Annotated in this window: 16 protein-coding genes and 1 pseudogene; 2 read left to right on the plus strand and 15 right to left on the minus strand. The window is 38.5% G+C overall.

Features of this window, described 5'->3' with window-relative positions; translation table 11 throughout:
- Nucleotides 1-298 precede the first annotated feature (298 nt).
- From fdhD to R4Z09_RS15730, 6 genes and pseudogenes are all read right to left on the minus strand, one after another.
- Nucleotides 299-1,093: a formate dehydrogenase accessory sulfurtransferase FdhD gene (fdhD, locus tag R4Z09_RS15705; RefSeq protein WP_338447699.1), complete on the minus strand. Its 795-nt coding sequence runs from the start codon at nt 1,091-1,093 to the stop codon at nt 299-301.
- A gap of 43 nt (nt 1,094-1,136) precedes the next feature.
- Nucleotides 1,137-1,268 (minus strand): hypothetical protein, encoded by a 132-nt coding sequence (locus tag R4Z09_RS15710; protein ID WP_338447700.1) that lies wholly within the window; start codon nt 1,266-1,268, stop codon nt 1,137-1,139.
- Between the two features lie 19 nt (nt 1,269-1,287).
- Entirely contained in the window at nt 1,288-1,500 is a 213-nt protein-coding gene (locus R4Z09_RS15715) for a heavy-metal-associated domain-containing protein (RefSeq protein ID WP_338447701.1), read from the minus strand.
- A 14-nt stretch (nt 1,501-1,514) separates the two neighbouring features.
- Nucleotides 1,515-2,012 carry a DUF1641 domain-containing protein gene (locus tag R4Z09_RS15720; protein ID WP_338447702.1) on the minus strand — a complete coding sequence of 166 codons (498 nt, stop codon included), beginning with the start codon at nt 2,010-2,012 and terminating at the stop codon, nt 1,515-1,517.
- The gene (gene fdhF / locus R4Z09_RS15725; RefSeq protein WP_338447703.1) at nt 1,987-4,968 is read right to left on the minus strand and encodes a formate dehydrogenase subunit alpha; all 2,982 of its coding nucleotides are present in this window, start codon (nt 4,966-4,968) and stop codon (nt 1,987-1,989) included. The genes R4Z09_RS15720 and fdhF overlap by 26 nt, the downstream gene beginning before the upstream one ends.
- Nucleotides 4,961-5,777 (minus strand): annotated as a pseudogene (locus tag R4Z09_RS15730) (formate/nitrite transporter family protein). The gene fdhF and the pseudogene R4Z09_RS15730 overlap by 8 nt, the downstream one beginning before the upstream one ends.
- Nucleotides 5,778-5,854: 77 nt before the next feature.
- Here R4Z09_RS15730 and R4Z09_RS15735 point away from each other — a divergent pair.
- The gene (locus tag R4Z09_RS15735; protein WP_338447704.1) at nt 5,855-6,073 is read left to right on the plus strand and encodes a hypothetical protein; all 219 of its coding nucleotides are present in this window, start codon (nt 5,855-5,857) and stop codon (nt 6,071-6,073) included.
- A gap of 73 nt (nt 6,074-6,146) precedes the next feature.
- On the opposite strand, the gene R4Z09_RS15740 is transcribed toward R4Z09_RS15735, so the two are convergent.
- Nucleotides 6,147-7,106, minus strand: a complete 960-nt coding sequence (locus tag R4Z09_RS15740; protein ID WP_338447705.1) for an aldolase catalytic domain-containing protein — start codon at nt 7,104-7,106, stop codon at nt 6,147-6,149.
- A 456-nt stretch (nt 7,107-7,562) separates the two neighbouring features.
- Complete coding sequence (locus R4Z09_RS15745; protein WP_338447706.1) at nt 7,563-8,435, minus strand: TetR/AcrR family transcriptional regulator; 873 nt, start codon at nt 8,433-8,435, stop codon at nt 7,563-7,565.
- Between the two features lie 160 nt (nt 8,436-8,595).
- Here R4Z09_RS15745 and R4Z09_RS15750 point away from each other — a divergent pair, with 160 nt between their 5' ends.
- Entirely contained in the window at nt 8,596-10,104 is a 1,509-nt protein-coding gene (locus R4Z09_RS15750) for an MDR family MFS transporter (RefSeq protein WP_338447707.1), read from the plus strand.
- 52 nt (nt 10,105-10,156) lie between these two features.
- Here R4Z09_RS15750 and R4Z09_RS15755 read toward each other — a convergent pair whose 3' ends face one another.
- From R4Z09_RS15755 to manA, 7 genes are all read right to left on the minus strand, one after another.
- Complete coding sequence (locus R4Z09_RS15755) at nt 10,157-11,059, minus strand: NAD(P)-dependent oxidoreductase (protein WP_338447708.1); 903 nt, start codon at nt 11,057-11,059, stop codon at nt 10,157-10,159.
- 30 nt (nt 11,060-11,089) lie between these two features.
- Nucleotides 11,090-11,530 carry a DMT family transporter gene (locus R4Z09_RS15760; protein WP_338447709.1) on the minus strand — a complete coding sequence of 147 codons (441 nt, stop codon included), beginning with the start codon at nt 11,528-11,530 and terminating at the stop codon, nt 11,090-11,092.
- Between the two features lie 167 nt (nt 11,531-11,697).
- Nucleotides 11,698-12,621, minus strand: coding sequence for an AEC family transporter (locus R4Z09_RS15765; RefSeq protein WP_338447710.1), 924 nt, complete (start codon nt 12,619-12,621; stop codon nt 11,698-11,700).
- An 87-nt stretch (nt 12,622-12,708) separates the two neighbouring features.
- Complete coding sequence (locus R4Z09_RS15770; protein ID WP_338447711.1) at nt 12,709-13,995, minus strand: citrate:proton symporter; 1,287 nt, start codon at nt 13,993-13,995, stop codon at nt 12,709-12,711.
- A gap of 181 nt (nt 13,996-14,176) precedes the next feature.
- Complete coding sequence (locus R4Z09_RS15775; protein WP_422392193.1) at nt 14,177-14,860, minus strand: response regulator; 684 nt, start codon at nt 14,858-14,860, stop codon at nt 14,177-14,179.
- 4 nt (nt 14,861-14,864) lie between these two features.
- Nucleotides 14,865-16,484, minus strand: a complete 1,620-nt coding sequence (locus tag R4Z09_RS15780) for a sensor histidine kinase (protein WP_338447713.1) — start codon at nt 16,482-16,484, stop codon at nt 14,865-14,867.
- Between the two features lie 159 nt (nt 16,485-16,643).
- Nucleotides 16,644-17,591 carry a mannose-6-phosphate isomerase, class I gene (gene manA / locus R4Z09_RS15785; RefSeq protein ID WP_338447714.1) on the minus strand — a complete coding sequence of 316 codons (948 nt, stop codon included), beginning with the start codon at nt 17,589-17,591 and terminating at the stop codon, nt 16,644-16,646.
- Between the last annotated feature and the right edge of the window lie 61 nt (nt 17,592-17,652).

Below are 17,652 nucleotides of genomic sequence, written 5' to 3' on the forward strand. Positions count from 1 at the left end.
TTTTATTATAATTTCATGTTACATTACATGCGAAAAAGGCCGATTTGAATAAGACAATTGACCAGTTTTCGAGTTAAGTTCTTGTAAAGCTTTTTTTAAAGTTTTATAAAATTTTTAAGTTAAGCGATTACAAAAGGAACTAAAAGATAGCAAGTGGATGGTTCTTCCCAAAAGAAAAAGTGTCAAGGACCACAATCTTTTTCTAGTATCACTTTGCGTTAAATAGTACTAGTTATAGATTAATTGTGGATGCTTGACACCTTTTGGGACAATCCAAGTCCGCTTTGAATTTAGCATCTTAATGGAAATATACTCTTTCTAATCCAGTGTATACATTCAGTGATTCGTTACGAATAAAACCAATCGTTGTAATTCCGAGTTGTTCGGCAAGGTTTAGAGCAAGTTCAGTAGGCGCTGATTTTGACATGACAATTTCACAGCCGATTTTTGAGGCCTTCAATAAGATTTCTGCAGAAATTCTGCCGCTGAAGGCTAATATTTTGTCTTCAAGTGGAATCATGTTTCTCAGACAATGTCCAAATAATTTATCCAAGGCATTATGCCTACCGATGTCCATTCTTGATAGAAAGACATGTCCATTTTGGCATAAAGCCGCATTATGGACACCGCCCGTTTTTTGAAACAGAGTGGATAATTTCTGCATTTCTTTCATTAAAGAAAAGCACTCTTCAGTAGACACTCTAACCCGTACATTTTCCATTTTTTTTGCGGTTATCGCATCATTGATAAAGACAAAGCCTTGTCTGCCTCCACCACAGCAGGATGTGATGTATCTTTTCCCTTGAAAGCTTTGATAATAAGGATTTGTTCGCTTTATTTTTACATGGGCTACCCCAGCTTTTTCATCTATCCATAGATCTTCAATATCGGTAAAATAGCGGATGATTCCTTCTGAAGCAAGAAAACCAAGCGCTAAGTCCTCGACATAATCAGGTGAACAAACAATCGTGACAAACTCGGTGCCATTGATTTTTATTGTTAAGGGGTGTTCTGTTACCACACTGTCTTCAAATTTTTCCACGCCGCCTTTACATAAGCGAAGGACTTCCCTCCTAACCTCAATCGGCTCCATCTTTTACACCTCTTTTCCCTGCTTGGATCCAACGCTCATCAGCTCAATCATCAAAGGAGTAATTTTTCCTGTCATCTCGGCAATTTTCACAAATATGAAGCGTCACTGCTTGAAAGGTTTCTTCCATATTTTCCTGCAAACCTTCCTTTCCTCCACAAATCTCGCATAAATACATTTCATCACCTCTTCCTAGATCATTCACTGACAATTTGAAAGCCTGATTCCGTTATTGCCTGTTCAAAATCTTGTTCTGATGCCATTCGTTCATCAAATGTAAATGAGATGGTCTTCTGTGTAGCATTCGCTTTAGCATCAGCTATGCCCCAGACATCAAGTACAGCTTGTGTAATTTTTTCAGCATCCTCCTGACATTCAAAATTACTGATTTGAAGAGTTCGTTTTTTCACCCCATACACCATCCTTACCTGTTGTTCACTCTGCTGCGCAGGAAAGCGGAACCCATTCCTTCGAGAAAATCAAACATAGAAGTCAAGACAATCCGAATTTCAGGTTTACTTAACCTTTTTCTCATTTTCCAAAAGCTTTCCTTTTCAGCTTTTTCAACTGTCTGGGACATTTTCTCCATTCCCTGCGTCACACCTTCTAAAATCGTTTCCAGCTGGGATGGTTTCATAGACCCTAGAAATTTAAAGATCCCAAATCCTGATTTAATCATATTGTGCACAGCCGGTTGGTTGATTTGCTGCATCGCAATAGCACCGACTTCATCACTTTTTTTGAGTAATGCTCCTCCCGTTTCAAACACCTTTAAATCATGCATTCCTTTCACTAATTCAATGCAGGCGAGCACTGCTTCCTTATTCTCGGCCAGTGCATTTAATATTTCATTCAAATCCTGTGCTTGTATATCCGCTTGATTATGTTCTTCCCATTTAATTTGCCTGATCGCTTTCGCCATAATAACCCTCCATCAGATTCTCTACTTCAGAAATTGGCGTATAATCTGACCGCTGCCACTTTTCCTCAACCTTCACACTGATTTGCGGTGTTCTGTTTCCAAATCGGTGATTATGCTTCGGAAGCGGAGGCTCACCCTTTGACTCGATGACTTCCATTTTTACACCCATCTCCTTGTAAGCTGGGGTATGTGTAACAATGTCATGGTAACTGCTCGTTAATCGATTGACTGCTTCTAGATCCTCTGCAGAGTTCATTGGCAAATAGAGTTCATTTCCTTTTACTCTGTCTGTTACCATAACCCTCACTTCTACATGTCCATACGGAGACGTCAAACCGACAAGTGCACCATCCTCAAGACCGCGTTCTTTTGCCAGTTCGAGAGAAATTTCAAGCCAAGGATGCGGAACTTTATGTGTTAGACCTTCTGATTTATAAGTCATATTTCCTTCATGAAAATGCTCTAAAAGTCGGCCGTTGTTTAAATGAAGATCATAATCTTCACCAGGCTCAAATGGCTCAGTCCATTCTACCGGCACAAGTCTCGCCTTTCCATCCTGGAAGCCGAATTTATCTTTAAACAAGAGCGGGGTATCCGTTCCATCTGCTTTGACAGGCCACACTTGAGATGTGAAACCTTCAAGCCTTTCATAGCTGACACCGGCAAAGAAGACTGCAAGCTTTGCTGCTTCATCCATAATTTCTGAAGGATGCTGATAATTCCAATTTGCACCCATTTTATTTGCTAATTCCTGAAAAATAACCCAATCGGGCTTTGAATCACCCATAGGTTCAAATACCTTGTAGAACCTTTGAATCCGTCTTTCTGTGTTGGTAAAGGTCCCGTCCTTTTCAAGGCTTGGGGCAGCTGGTAATACTACATCGGCAAATTGAGCTGTCTTACTAAAAAAGATATCCTGAACAACAAAGAAATCTAGTTTTTCGAAGTTTGAATGAACATAATTTGAATTTGCATCAACTATCGCCATATCCTCGCCAAAAAGATACAGAGCCTTTAACTTACCCTTACTAATCCCTTCAACCATATGATGGTTATCATGACCCGGAGCATCGGATAGTTTAACTCCCCAAGCCTGCTCATACTTCTTACGGATATCCTGATCCTGAACAGGCTCATATCCAGGCATCCAAGCCGGCATCGTACCAAAATCACAGGCACCCTGTACATTATTATGACCCCTCAACGGATAAGCTCCTGTTCCGGTACGGCCATAGTTGCCAGTAACCAGCAAAAGGTTTGAGATCGCAGTGCTGGTGTCGGTTGCTCCCATATGCTGCGTTACGCCCATTGCCCACAGCATACAAACCGATTTAGCTTTTTTTATCATGTTCGCAAATTGTAATAATTGCTCCATAGAAAGTCCTGTTTTTTCAACAGCATATTCAAGCGTAAATTTCTCTAGGGAAGCCTTATATTCTTCAAGTCCATTAACCCGGTTAGAAAGGAATTCAGCATCCTCCCATCCCTGGTCTAAGAAATATTTCGTAATAGCGTTTAGATAGATAATATCGGTACCAGGCTTTGGATGGAGATGGAGATCAGCTCGTTGAGCCAGTTCATTTTCTCTTAAATCCACAACGATTAATTTTTGGCCATGAAGCTTGTGAGCTCTTTTAATTCGAGTAGCTAGAACAGGATGGGATTCAGCAGGATTTGCCCCAATAATGATGGTCAGCTCAGATGCCATGATATCTTCAATCGTCCCGGAATCTCCCCCAATTCCCACCGTCCTCATCAACCCTGAAGTTGCAGGTGATTGGCAGTATCTTGAACAATTATCCACATTGTTCGTTCCCATCACTGCGCGCGCAAATTTCTGAAATAAATAGTTCTCCTCATTCGAACATTTTGAGGAAGCGATATAACCAATCGAATCTGGTCCATATTCATTTTTGATATTTGTTAACTTTTCAGCTATCAGCGAAAGGGCCTCGTCCCACGTTGCTTCGACAAATTCCTCACCTTTTCGGATCAATGGTTTTGTCAAGCGCTCTTCACTGTTGACGAAATCCCAGCCCCATTTTCCTTTCACACAGGTTGAGATTCCATTCACCGGAGCTTCAGGTGTTGGTTCAATCTTCAATATTTCACGATCCTTTGTCCAAACCTCGAAGCTGCAGCCAACACCGCAATACGTACAAACCGTCTTTGTCCGCTTTATTTTTGCTTTTCTCATCGCCGCTTCCATTTCAGAAACGGCTAATATTTCCCTATAGCCAGGTTCTACTTCTTTTATCGTATCAATCATTGGTCCCATAATTTTCGGCGGAATGGCTGTTAAAAAGCCGGCATTTCCAAGCATTGATTTTTCCATTAAAGCGTTACATGGGCAGACACTTACACAATGTCCGCAGGAAACACAGGATGACTCATCGATCGGTACATCATTGTCCCAAATAACGCGCGGTACGTCTCGACTCCAGTCAATTGACAATGTTTCATTCACTTGTAAATCCTGGCACGCTTCAACGCAGCGTCCGCATAAAATGCACTGATCCGGCTCATAGCGGTAAAAGGGATGTGAGTTATCAGGCGGGTACGGTTTTGCCTGAAAAGGATATTTTTGGTGTGCCAATCCCATTTCCATGACAGTATTGTGGATCGTACAATTCCCGTTATTGTTATCACAAACAGTACAATAGAGTTCATGATTTTTTAGAATCCTTGACATAGCTTCGTATTGTGCAGCCTTTACTTCAGGAGCCTTTGTATCCACCTTCATTCCTGGCTCCGCTTTTTGAGTACAAGACCTTACCAATTGACCGTCAACCATCACATAGCAAGTATCACATGTTTGAATGGTTCCTAGATTTGGATGATAGCAAACTCCCGGGATAAACACATCCTCCTCCCTGGCCACTTCCAAAATTCTTTGTCCCGCTTTTGTTGGGTATTCCTTGCCATTAATATGTATCGAGAATTGTGATTCACTCATTACCGATCCTCCTTCTTCCATCCTTTATTGCAACCAACTCAATTGTTGGTCGGTATGCAATCCAATAAGCCAGTGAAACAAACACACTTCCTCCAATTGCATTTCCTAGAAAAACAGGGATGAAATTTCTAATATAATCTCCCCAACTAAAATAGCCGGCAAAAAGAGCTGCTGGGATGACAAACATATTAGCGACAACATGCTGAAATCCAATTGCTACAAAGGTCATGATTGGAAACCAGATCGCCATAATCTTTCCACCAATGTCTTCGGCTCCGTATGCCAGCCAAACAGAAAGACCAACAAGCCAGTTACAGCCTATTGCAGAGACGAAGCATGTCAGGAAATCCTCCTCTAATTTTCCAGTGGCAATTGCTATTGTTTTTTCCAGATAAACTCCTTGCGACGTCAGTTCGGCGAGATGACCAAAAACATAGGCTACAAATAATGCACCCAAGAAATTACAGATGGTTATCCAAAACCAGTTATAGAGCAGTTTTCCCATTGAAACCTTTTTTGATAGACAAGCCATCGAGACAGCCATCATATTTCCTGTCAGTAATTCTCCTCCAGCAATAATAATTAGGATAAGACCTATAGGAAAAACAGCTGCACCAATCAGTGAAATTGAGAGTCCCCCATTCCTCCGGGAGATTTGCTGTTACTCGGATATCAAGTAAATATCCAATGGAGATAAAGGCTCCACCTAAGAACCCTAATACGAATACAGTACTTAACGGAAGCTTAGCTTTTTTTTCTCCATGTTCAACAGTCAATTTTGCAATTCGATTTGGTTTATGAAATCCCATATTCATCTCTCCTTTAAATACACTAATAATATTTACTTAACTGGTAAAATTATTTATAAAAATAAAAGGAGAAAACGATGGATAAAAATCAACTGCTCAACCGTGTTCAGTCTATGATTCAATCATCAACGAAAAAACCTAAGTATATGACAATCTCTACTGTTAAGGTCGCTGATCTATTTGGAGTTAAACCTGAAGAAGTTGAAAAAGGCCTTCAAGAGCTTGTAGCAGAAGGAGCATTAATACAATCCAAGCTGGATTCTCCTCCCCATCATGATATTTTTTTACTGCCATAAAAAACTGCACCCCCGATAAGGGGTGCAGTTTAAGCAAAAAAGCACCCCTTATGGAGGTGCTTTTAGAATTAAGTTATCGCGTCGAAGGTGCAAGACTCGCTTCAGGTGATGTTACATTATCATAGAATTGAACGAATTTATCACGATCATCACTGTTTCGATAAGCCATTGCAACACGAGGGTGTTCATTTAGTGAACCAGAAATCATATAAGGAATGATGTAGCCCCACTCCCACTTTTCGCGCATGGCAAGCATATGCTTTTCAATGATTCCAAGTACTGGCTTTAACTCATAGCTTGATTTTTGAATATAGCTGACAAGAAGCTCTGTATTACAGTTACCTGCAGCACGGCCCATGCCATATACGGATGCGTCAAGGTATGTAACTCCATTTCGCATCGCAGTTAATGTATTGGCAAACGCTAGCTGCATGTTGTTATGTGTATGCACACCAAGCTGCTTGTTTGGAAGCATCGTTTGGAATTTCTTCACTTGGTGCTCAATATCTGCAGGATCTAAGCTTCCAAATGAATCAACGATGTAGACAACATCTACCGGACTCTCTTTTACCATTTCAAATGCTTCAATTAACTGACGCTCAGGTACACTTGATAGAGCCATAATATTCAAGGAAGTCTCATAGCCTAAATCATGGAACATTTGGACAAGCTCTAAGCCTTTATCCACTTCACGGATGTAGCAAGCTACACGGATCATATCTAAAATACTTTCCTCGCGCGGCAGAATGTCATTTGGATCCACACGGCCGATATCAACAAGAGCAGAAAGTTTTGTAAATTTTTTCTCCGGAATGATTTCTTTTAGAAATTTGTCATCAAGAAATCTCCAAGGATTTGGCTCAGTAGCATTTAAAAGTCTAGCAGAGTTTTTATATCCAATCTCCATATATTCAACACCGGCTTCACTTAAGCCGTTATATAAATCTTGAACAAATTCTACACTGAAATCCCAATTATTTACCAATCCACCATCACGAATCGTGCAGTCTATTATTTTATTACGATTTTCCATATTACTGAATTCCCCCTATTTCAACACATTTACAAATATTCTTACATTTTATGCAAAAAATATTATTATATTTATACCATTCTTTTCGTGAAAGTGCAAATTATTTTCCGAAAATTCCAATTACAAAAAATGGAATTTAGATCGTATGTTGAAAAAGTAATTATCATTAACGGTTACCTTATTTTTCAACTAGCAATTATCTCTTAAATTTCAATGTGTTCAAGCGCATATTTAATGAAAGAAATAGACATCGTATCAAATAAATATTGTGTCCAAAGACTTGAAATTTCAGGAGCTGTAAGCTTTATACTTCCCTTTCCCATCGTCTGCCTCCTCTAGCTGATGTTCTTTAGAATTTCCAGTAAGATTCGTTACTATTCAAAGCCGTGTATATAATAGAAAATGGCGTAAAAACTGTTCCCAGTTTATAACGCCATTTCCACATAAATTATTCACCTAAATTGTTCGTAAATAATACCAAATCATATTCGTAAATTGAACGACTTGCGATTCAATGGTAGTTTCTTTAAATAATTTTTGGAATGGTTTTAATAAGTGTTGAAGTACAGCCTTGCGAATCCGATCCCGTTGTAATTCATTCATAATGGCATCAAATAAATCCTGCTGCTCTTCATTAAAGGAATACTGTTGCTTTAGATGACCGCCTAATTCCAACAACTCTGATATCGTTACTATTTTTTTATTTACATTCGTACTTAATAAATCTATTGCAGAATAATTAACCATTGCGCTGCCTCTTTTAATCATAGAAGGCATAATCAATTCAATATAAGACAAAATCACATCTACTAATTGATGTAATGAATACGTGCTATTCGTTACTCTTAATGTAAATATCATATACTGTAGCATGCCATAAAACAAAACCGTTCCTTCCAAAGCATAATCCCTGATTTCTTCTCCCATCACTTCAATGAAGCGATTAGCCAGCCATTCCATTTCAAACACCCGGTGCTGCATAACTAATTTTTTTAGGTCGGTTTCATTCGAAGATAAAATGGCCTCAAATAATGGTTGTAAATTTCGTTCTTCGTTCAATCGAATGAGAATAGAAATTTGTTCTATAAAAACGTCACGGTCTTTCGTATCCTTGCCTATTTGAATCTCTATGCGCCGCTGGCTTGCGTCATAACGAAGAAATTCCAAAATATCGGCAATGCAATCATTTTTAGACGAGAAATAATTATAAAAAGTCCCTTTTGAGATGTTTGCTTTTTCAATAATTTCCTGAATTGAAGTTTGCTGAATCCCTTTCTCAACAAACAGCTTTAAGGCAATATCTGCTACTTTTCTTTTCTTATTATTCATGTATCCTAGCCGTCCTTCCGCCATGCTAACTAAGTTTAGTATATATTCCAATTGCTAGAAACTCAACCTCATTTATACTTAAGGTACAAAAATGTTGCATAAATTGAACTATGGGTATAAAATAAATCAAGTGAAAAATAAATATAGAGGGATGAGAAGGATGGATTCAACTTTACAAAATAAAAAAACACCCTATGTCATGATTGTGATTTTATTTATAGGAGCTTTTGTTTCATTTTTAAATAACTCCTTGCTAAACGTAGCATTGCCGTCGATTATGGTTGATTTAAAAATTCAAGATTACTCAACTGTACAATGGCTCGCTACAGGCTATATGCTTGTCAGCGGTGTCTTAATTCCGGCATCAGCTTTTTTACTTACTCGCTTTTCGAACCGTTCTTTATTCATTACTTCGTTAGCGATTTTTACTTTAGGAACTGCATTAGCAGCATTTGCACCAAACTTTAGCATCCTGTTAACAGGACGTATGGTGCAGGCAGCAGGCTCTTCGGTTATGGGGCCATTGTTAATGAACATCATGTTAATCAGTTTCCCACGTGAAAAACGTGGAGCCGCAATGGGGATTTTCGGTTTAGTGATGATCACAGCACCAGCGATTGGACCTACGTTATCTGGTTATATCGTAGAGTACCATGACTGGCGTCTTCTTTTTGAAATGATTCTGCCATTGGCTGTTATTAGCCTTATTCTTGCAATCTGGAAGGCGGAAAATGTGATGGAGCAAAACAAACAGGTGACACTTGATTATTTATCAGTCGTTTTATCCTGTATTGGATTTGGAGGAATCCTATATGGATGCAGCTCTGCCAGCTCAGATGGCTGGACAGATGGAATTGTCTTAACGACATTAATAGTCGGAGGAATTTCCTTAATTGCTTTCATTATTCGCCAAGTAAACATGGAGAAACCATTGTTGGATTTACGTGCTTACAAGTATCCAATGTTTGCCCTTGGATCTCTTATTTCCATTGTAAACTCAATAGCCATGTTTTCCGGTATGATTCTAACACCTGCATATGTTCAAAGTGTTCGGGGGATTTCACCACTGGATTCAGGTCTTATGATGTTACCTGGTGCGGTTATTATGGGAATCATGTCCCCTATTACTGGTAAACTATTCGATCGATTTGGTCCACGCATTTTAGCAATAATCGGACTCACAGTAACAGCCGTATCTACTTACATGCTGGCACACCTTCAAATGGATTCTAGCTATACCCATATTATTTTGATTTACTCCTTACGTATGTTCGGAATGTCAATGGTTATGATGCCAATTATGACAAATGGATTAAACCAGCTTCCAACTCGTTTAAATCCGCACGGTACAGCGATTAACAATACAGCGCAACAGGTTGCGGGCTCGATTGGTACAGCTGTATTGGTAACGATTATGAACTCTGTTACAAAAACAGAAGCAAAAAGCTTGATGTCAAGCGTAGATCCAACAACGTTAACGGATGCTACAACTGCTGCTTTAACACAGCAGGCATTATTAACCGGTATTCAATATTCATTCTATGTAACATTTATTGTTAATCTTGTTGCCTTAGTTTTAGCCCTATTTGTTAAACGGGTTGATACAAGCGCAGAAGCTGTAAGTAAAATTGAAAATCAAAACACTCCTACAAACGCTGCAGTTGAATAAATAAAAAAAGCCGTTAAAACATCAATCATCGTTTTAACGGCTTTTTCATAGTTTACTTGGCTTCTTCTTTTATCTTCGAAACGGTAATGCCAGCCCATTCTTCATAGCACTTAATGACGGCACTCATATCTTCTGCACCGTATCCCTTAGCTTTGGCTATTTGAAAAATTTCTTTTCCGACTCCAAGCATCGGAGTAGAAATCTCCAATTCCTTTGCCACATCAGCAGCAAGACCGAGATCTTTATGTAAAAGCTGTGCCATAAAATGAGGAGTAAAATCGCGGTTCATCACTTTATCTGCTTTATTTTCGACCATGGCACTTCGAGCTCCCCCGCCGCTGACAACCTTAACAAAGATTTCCGGATCAATTCCAGCTTTTGCAGCCATCGTCATTGCTTCAGAGAAAGCTAATAGATTAATAGCAGCCAAGGAATTATTAGCCAGCTTTGTGTAGGAACCCTTACCGTGTTCACCTATATAATAGGAGTTTTTCCCCATTATGTTAAATAACGGCAGACATTTTTCATAGATTTCTTTCTTACCCCCAACCATAAAGGTTAAAGTCCCTTCAATCGCCTGCGGCTCACTGCCAGTTACAGGAGCATCAAGCATTTCAACATCAGCCTTAACTAGTTCTGCAGCAACTTTTTTACTTGTCGCTGGAGAAATCGTACTGGAATCAACAACAATTAAGTCCTGTTTTGCTCCATAAATAACACCATCTTCACCAAGAATCACTTCTTCCACCGCTGCATCTGCGGTAAGCATGGTAAAGACAATGTCACTTTGCTCTGCTACTTCCCTTGGAGAGTGGGCAACAATAGCGCCCACCTGCTCTAAAGCATTCATTTTCTCGATGGTACGATTATAAATAACCAGCTCATAACCATTCTTTAAAATATTACGTGCCATCGGATGCCCCATCGTTCCTAATCCAATAAAACCTATTTTCATCAACTTGTCCTCCTTTTACATAGCTTTCAATTATTTTTTCATATATAAATATAATGAAAATAACAGTAATACAATCGCGATTAATTTCTGCTTATCAATCGGGAAACGCTGCCCGCCAAAAAAGCCAAAGTGATCAATCACGGCTCCAAGAATGATTTGGCCGACAATAACGGCCATTAAAGATGCGGAAACCCCAATCTTGGGAACAACAATAACCTGAACGACTACAAAAAATGCTCCTAATAACCCGCCGATTAATTGCCATTTAGGGACTTGTGAAATATTTGAAATGTTACCATTTCCAAAAAACAGGAGAATAAATAATAATACCAATGTTCCAATTGAAAAGCTGATAAAAGAACCTTCTATGACGCCAACCTTTTTACCCAATCCGCCATTAATTTGACCCTGCGTTGCCAGTGCCATTCCGCCGATTAAGGCAAGGAGCGGAAAAATAAGCTTTACCAACATCTGTCTGTACTCCTTTTCACAAATTATTTTACAGGAAAATGAAACCACCCATTTGTAATATAAACGATTATATGGATGTACTACCAATATTTATGATAAACCAAAAAATCGTTTCTGTACTCATCCAATTGGATTAAGATAATGTAAGCCAATATTTTACCCAAATCCTAAAATTGGATGGTAGATAAATATACAACTGTTGTTACGGTAATCATACTAAATAACGTTGACATCAAAACAGCCTGTGCCGCATATTCAGGATGGTTTCCATATTCTAAAGCAAACAAGGCGCTGTTTCTTGATGTAGGAAAAGAGCTGGCAATAAATAATGCCTGAGCAGTTGTTCCCTCCAGATTCAGAACCAAAATAATCATGAATGCCACAATCGGTGAAAGTATAAGTCGACCAATTAAACTTAAGATTAACGGCAGAGAAAAATGACGTATTTTGATATAGGCACTCTGTGCACCAAGGGTAATAAGAGCTACAGCTATAAATGCATTTGAAGTATTTTCTATAGGAGTCCATAGAAATTGAGGAAGATTTATATTTGTGACATGAAGGATTAATCCTAAAAGAAATGCATATATAACTGGATTTTTTAAGAATTCCTTAAAAGCATTCCAACCACTTTGATCCACAGAGACAGAATTTAATAGACCGTAAGTATAGGACAATAGATTTTGAAAAATCATCACAACCACCTGAATCGATGCCCCCACTGGGCTATGCTGAAAAACAAGTTGACTGACAGGCATTCCAAAATTCCCAGAATTATTGAGTACTATAGTATTTTTAAATGTTGATGCTAGTCCATTTTCAAACTTTGCTATTTTTGCAATAGCTGAGCTAATAAACATCAAGCATAATCCTTGAGCAGCTAAAAACCCAAGAATATGAACAAGCGTTTTCCCGCCAATATTATTTTGGTACACATTCACAAAACTAACTGCCGGCATAAGAAAATAGGAATTTAATTTTGATAAAGTGTTCATGTCAAAGTGAAACTTGCGATGAAGAAATACGCCTAAACCAATTAAAACAAACACTGGTAATACGACATTTAGTAATATTAGAAAAAATACATCCATAAGGCTCTCCCACTTTTAGAATGACAAAATCCAAAAACTTCTTTAGTTTCTGGACTTTGTCAAAACTATTTTTTTAACTTGATAGTTTTAAATAATCGATAATATAACGGCAACCAGGATCATGACAGCTGTTGATCCACAGGCCCATTTTAGAAACATCCGCTGTAAATCTCCGAAATCTTCTCCAACCATACCGACTAATAAATACGTTGAAGGTACTAATGGACTTAACAGGTGAACAGGTTGCCCTAGTAAGGATGCCCGTCCAATGATAGCCGGGTCAATTCCGTATACACTTGCAGCTTTGGCAAGTAATGGCAGCACCCCATAATAAAAGGCATCATTTGACATAAAAAATGTAAAAGGAGCACTGATGATAGCTGTTATAATAGCTAATTGAGAGCCTAGGGCATCAGGGATATGCGTGATCATCGAATTTGCCATTGCATCCACCATTTTCGTTCCTGAAAGAATTCCCGTAAAAATACCAGCAGCAAAAACCATTGATACAACCGATAAAGCATTATCTGCATAGTGCATGATCCGTTCCTTTTGTTCATGTAAATTTGGATAATTTATTGTGGCAGCAATCGCAAATCCAAGCATAAACAATACGGTGGTAGGAAGGATCTCCTGTATCAGTGCTACCAGAAGTAGAATCGTTAGGAGATAGTTAATTAGAATTAATTTTGGACGTTTGAGTTGATCAGCCTCTGCTGAAGCAGCCATCTGTGCCATTGTCTCATAATCAATTTCAAGAACTCCAATCCGTTTACGTTCTTTCCTGCCAAGGCAGTATGCCATGAACAATACAAACAACACGCCTCCTATCATGCTAGGGATGATAGGTGTAAAGACATCCCCCATCTCAAGCTGCAAGGCTGTCATGGCTCTTGCAGTAGGTCCTCCCCAAGGAAGCAGATTCATCACCCCTGAAGAAGATACAGCAATTCCGGCTAGAATTAACGGCTTCATTCCGATCCGTTTATATAAAGGAAGCATGGCCGAAATCGTAATCATATATGTAGTTGTCCCGTCCCCATCAAGCGAGATTAATAACGCAAGGACTGCTGTCCCAATCGCAATTTTAACAGGGTCACCTTTTACAATCTTCAGGATTGTCGAAATAATTGGATCAAATACCCCTGCATCAATCATGATACCAAAAAAGAGAATAGCGAACAGTATCATGATTCCAGTTGGAGCTACGCTTTTGATCCCTTCAAGCGCCATAGGTCCCATTTCTTTTCCGAATCCGCCTATCAAGGCAAAGACGACAGGTACAACAATAAGAGCAATCATAGCTGCTATCCGTCTTGTCATTATTAATACCATAAATACAATAATCATTAAAAATCCTAATATTGCAAGCATTTTTTATCACCTCTCTTGTTAGTAAATTAATAATAATTAAAATATTCTAAAATGAGAACGTTTACAAAATAAAGTTATTATCGTAATTAAATATTTATTTTGTACATATTGTTCACGGAAGGTAGCTTTCATGGCAGAATACTCTAAACATAGAAAAGAGGATGTCATTCGGACACCCTTACTAGATTGGATAATATTTTCTTTCCGGCCTGCCGACAGTTCCATAAACCACTTCCGCTTTTGTTTCTCTTATTGATGTGAGATATTCCAGATATCGACGTGCAGTGATTCGAGAAACTCCCAATTCTTTTCCCACTTCTTCGGCAGACAGCCCCTGGTTTTGATTTAAAAGAACATTTTTCACTTTTCCAAGCGTTATTTCGTCGATTCCCTTCGGTAAACCTGTACTCTTTTTCACCTTTTTAGGTTTTTTATGACCAAAGAGCAAGTCGATATAATTCTGATCGACTTCTTGTTTAGACGTTAGAAGTGAATGTTTTTTGATATAATCTCCTACAACTTCATCAAATCTCTCTCGATTTACGGGCTTAATTAAATAATTTTCCACCCCGTAGCTTAAAGCTTTCTCAAGGATGCTTTTATCGATCGCAGCCGTTATCATAATGATATTGACCTTCGGAAATCTCTCTCGAATGATGGGGAGCAAATCAGATCCAAGCATATCAGGCATATAGACATCCAAGATTAATAAATCAGGTGTGGTTGCTGCCACTAGTTGAAGGGTTTGCTCTCCATTTAAGGCTCGTCCAACTACATCCATTTCGGTGAACTTTTCTAAAAATTTCTCATGTATTTCGGCAACTCGAAAGTCATCTTCAGCGATGACAACTTTTATCGGATTCAACTTTTCAGCTCCTTCCATATTCCTTTGGCAGGTATACCGTAAAGACCGTGCCGGTTTCCTGACTGCATTGTACTTCAATCATCCCGTTCATTTCTAACACAGCTTCTTCTGCATTCGAAAGGCCATAGCCTCTTGGCAGATCACTTTTTTTAGATGTATAGCCTCTATCAAAAAGGCGTGGTATATCATGTTCATCGATTCCTTTGCCATTGTCTGCTATCTCAAAAATGATATCACTGCCTATATCGGTCGTAAAAAACTGTACCTTCGCAGAATCGATGCCACTGACAGCTTCGAAGGCATTATCAATCATATTACCGATAATGACTATGAGGCTCGAGAGGTTTATATGAGACGGCAATGTCTCTAAATAACTGTCTGTGGATATCTCAAATTCTATTTTCTTTTCGGAAGCTTTTCCTAGTTTCCCTAAAAGTATTGCCTGTACCTTCGGATCTTTAATCTGGTTGAACACAACCGAATTTTGAACCTGTAATACCTTCGTTTCCTGTTGGATCATTTCAACCGCTTGTTCATATTCTTTAAGCTGAAGCAGACCTGATAATACATATAATTTATTTGTAAATTCATGTGTTTGCGCCCGCAAGTCCTCCGAATAACGATTAACTTCCGAAATGGTATTAACCATTTGTTGAATTTCAGTTTTATCGCGAAACGAGGCAACTACACCGCTAACCCCTTGTTCATCAAAAAGCGGTGTGCAGTTGACGATCACTGTTTTATCATTCCATACCATTTCTTTATCAACTTGGGGATTACCCGTCCTTAATACTTCATATAAGTACTCAGAAGGAAAAAGCCCGTCAACCTTGTTGTCACGGACAGAACGATGAATACGTAATAGTCTTTTCGCCGGCTGATTCATCATCGTGATGTAACCCTTTTTATTGATAGCCAATATCCCCTCTTTTACCCCATGAAGTACAGCATTCTTCTCTTTATATAGGGCAGCTATTTCATATGGCTCAAGCCCCAATGTATCTTTTCGAATATTTCTCCCGAGAAGACTGCTTCCTATAAGTGAAATGATCAGAGCAATTAGTGAGACAAGCAGTACCTTGCTGATATTGTTCAAAACCTGCTCCTTTACATCCTCGAGCAGGAAACCAACGGAAACAATGCCAATGACCTCTCCATTTTTGTTTAAAATAGGTGACTTCCCTCTGATAGATGGTCCAAGCGTCCCCATTGCTTTAGAAATATAATAATCCCCCTCATTAATGGCCCATTCATTATCCCCGCCGGTCATTTTCTTTCCGATCTTCGACGGTATAGGATGCGAGTATCTAACTCCGTCTTTGTTTCCAATCACAACGAATTCTGCACCGGTTTCTTTACGAATTTTCTCTGCTAAAGGCTGTATCGTTTTTGCCGGATCATTAGTGTCAAAAGCATCGATAATAGTGGGAATAAACGATACCGTTTTTGAAATTTCTAGCGCCATTCTGCCTTTGTTTTCCTCTATTTGTTTACTTTCCATATAGCTGAAAAAGCCAGTCAGCAGCAGGATTAATAAGAGTCCAAGTAATAGAACCAGACCAAATATTTTCCTTTGTAATGATCGTTTCTTTATTTTCAGAAAAGCATCCCCCTTGCGTGACATGTTTGGAACTATACAACTTGTATTATATCTTTTTGAGATTGAGAATTCTTTTGAAAAATAATATTTTTTTTAAAAGTTTAAAATAAGCAGTATCACAAAAATACCTCGATTGAGATATTTGAGCGAGGTATAATACTTTTTAGCATTTGTAAAATAGCACTATGGATGCGAGACAATTAGTTGAACAGCACCTTCTATCACGAAGTTCCCCGTACCATTTGGCAGAATAAAATGCTGACCTTTTTGAATAGGATATTTTACATTTTGGATACATAATGTACCATTGCCATCGATAACACTCATGAGCATAAAATGACAATCCTGAATCATCTCTAGCCGAGAAAAGATATCCCACTTATAAACCGTAAAATATTCACCTTCTACAAAAGTCGTGATCATACTCTTATTTGTATTACAAAGTGCCGGCTCCCTCCTTTTTTCCATATGGGGGATTGTTGTTACTTTTATTGCTTTTTCAATATGGAGTTCGCGTAAGTTACCTTCTTTGTCTCGCCGATTATAATCATATATTCGGTAAGTGGTATCAGCACTTTGCTGGATCTCTAGTACTAATGCTCCTTTACATAACGCATGAAGAGTACCGCTTGGAATATAAAAAAAATCTCCAGGTTTAATTTTAATGCGCTGTAACAGCTTATCCCAATGCCCATTTTTAATCATGCTTACAAATTGTTCTTTTGTATTTGCATTGTGTCCAAGAACAATTTCAGCCTCTTCATCGCAGTCAATGATATACCAGCATTCCGTTTTCCCGCACTCATCCTTTTCATTTGCTTTTGCAAATGCATCGTTCGGATGAACTTGAATCGACAAGTTTTCATTAGCATCTAATATTTTTACTAGTAGTGGAAAATGTTCGCTCTTATAATATCCAAATAACTCTGGGTGTTTGTCCCAAAGCTCACTTAACAATTTCCCATTAAATTTTCCAGATTCCACAACACTCGAACCATTCGGATGGGCAGAAATGGCCCAACATTCTCCAGTAGTATCTGAAGGAATATTATAATTAAATTGATCTCTTAAGGCAGTTCCTCCCCATATTCTCTCTTTAAAAATAGGTTTTAAAAATATAGGGTATTTCAACGATACATAACCACCAATCTTTTATTAAAATTATTGATTGCAAATAGAAAAAAGAGTTTTC

The organism is Niallia oryzisoli (assembly GCF_036670025.1).
GTDB lineage: Bacteria > Bacillota > Bacilli > Bacillales > Cytobacillaceae > Bacillus_BD > Bacillus_BD oryzisoli.

Excerpts from the sequence above, each read along its gene's own strand:
- fdhD (WP_338447699.1), bottom strand. The coding sequence starts at position 1,093 with ATGGAGCCGATTGAGGTTAGGAGGGAAGTCCTTCGCTTATGTAAAGGC.
- R4Z09_RS15750 (WP_338447707.1), top strand. The coding sequence starts at position 8,596 with ATGGATTCAACTTTACAAAATAAAAAAACACCCTATGTCATGATTGTG.
- R4Z09_RS15720 (WP_338447702.1), bottom strand. The coding sequence starts at position 2,012 with ATGGCGAAAGCGATCAGGCAAATTAAATGGGAAGAACATAATCAAGCG.
- R4Z09_RS15755 (WP_338447708.1), bottom strand. The coding sequence starts at position 11,059 with ATGAAAATAGGTTTTATTGGATTAGGAACGATGGGGCATCCGATGGCA.
- R4Z09_RS15780 (WP_338447713.1), bottom strand. The coding sequence starts at position 16,484 with ATGTCACGCAAGGGGGATGCTTTTCTGAAAATAAAGAAACGATCATTA.
- R4Z09_RS15710 (WP_338447700.1), bottom strand. The coding sequence starts at position 1,268 with ATGTATTTATGCGAGATTTGTGGAGGAAAGGAAGGTTTGCAGGAAAAT.
- R4Z09_RS15760 (WP_338447709.1), bottom strand. The coding sequence starts at position 11,530 with ATGTTGGTAAAGCTTATTTTTCCGCTCCTTGCCTTAATCGGCGGAATG.
- R4Z09_RS15735 (WP_338447704.1), top strand. The coding sequence starts at position 5,855 with ATGGATAAAAATCAACTGCTCAACCGTGTTCAGTCTATGATTCAATCA.
- fdhF (WP_338447703.1), bottom strand. The coding sequence starts at position 4,968 with ATGAGTGAATCACAATTCTCGATACATATTAATGGCAAGGAATACCCA.
- R4Z09_RS15740 (WP_338447705.1), bottom strand. The coding sequence starts at position 7,106 with ATGGAAAATCGTAATAAAATAATAGACTGCACGATTCGTGATGGTGGA.
- R4Z09_RS15770 (WP_338447711.1), bottom strand. The coding sequence starts at position 13,995 with ATGCTTGCAATATTAGGATTTTTAATGATTATTGTATTTATGGTATTA.
- R4Z09_RS15765 (WP_338447710.1), bottom strand. The coding sequence starts at position 12,621 with ATGGATGTATTTTTTCTAATATTACTAAATGTCGTATTACCAGTGTTT.
- R4Z09_RS15745 (WP_338447706.1), bottom strand. The coding sequence starts at position 8,435 with ATGAATAATAAGAAAAGAAAAGTAGCAGATATTGCCTTAAAGCTGTTT.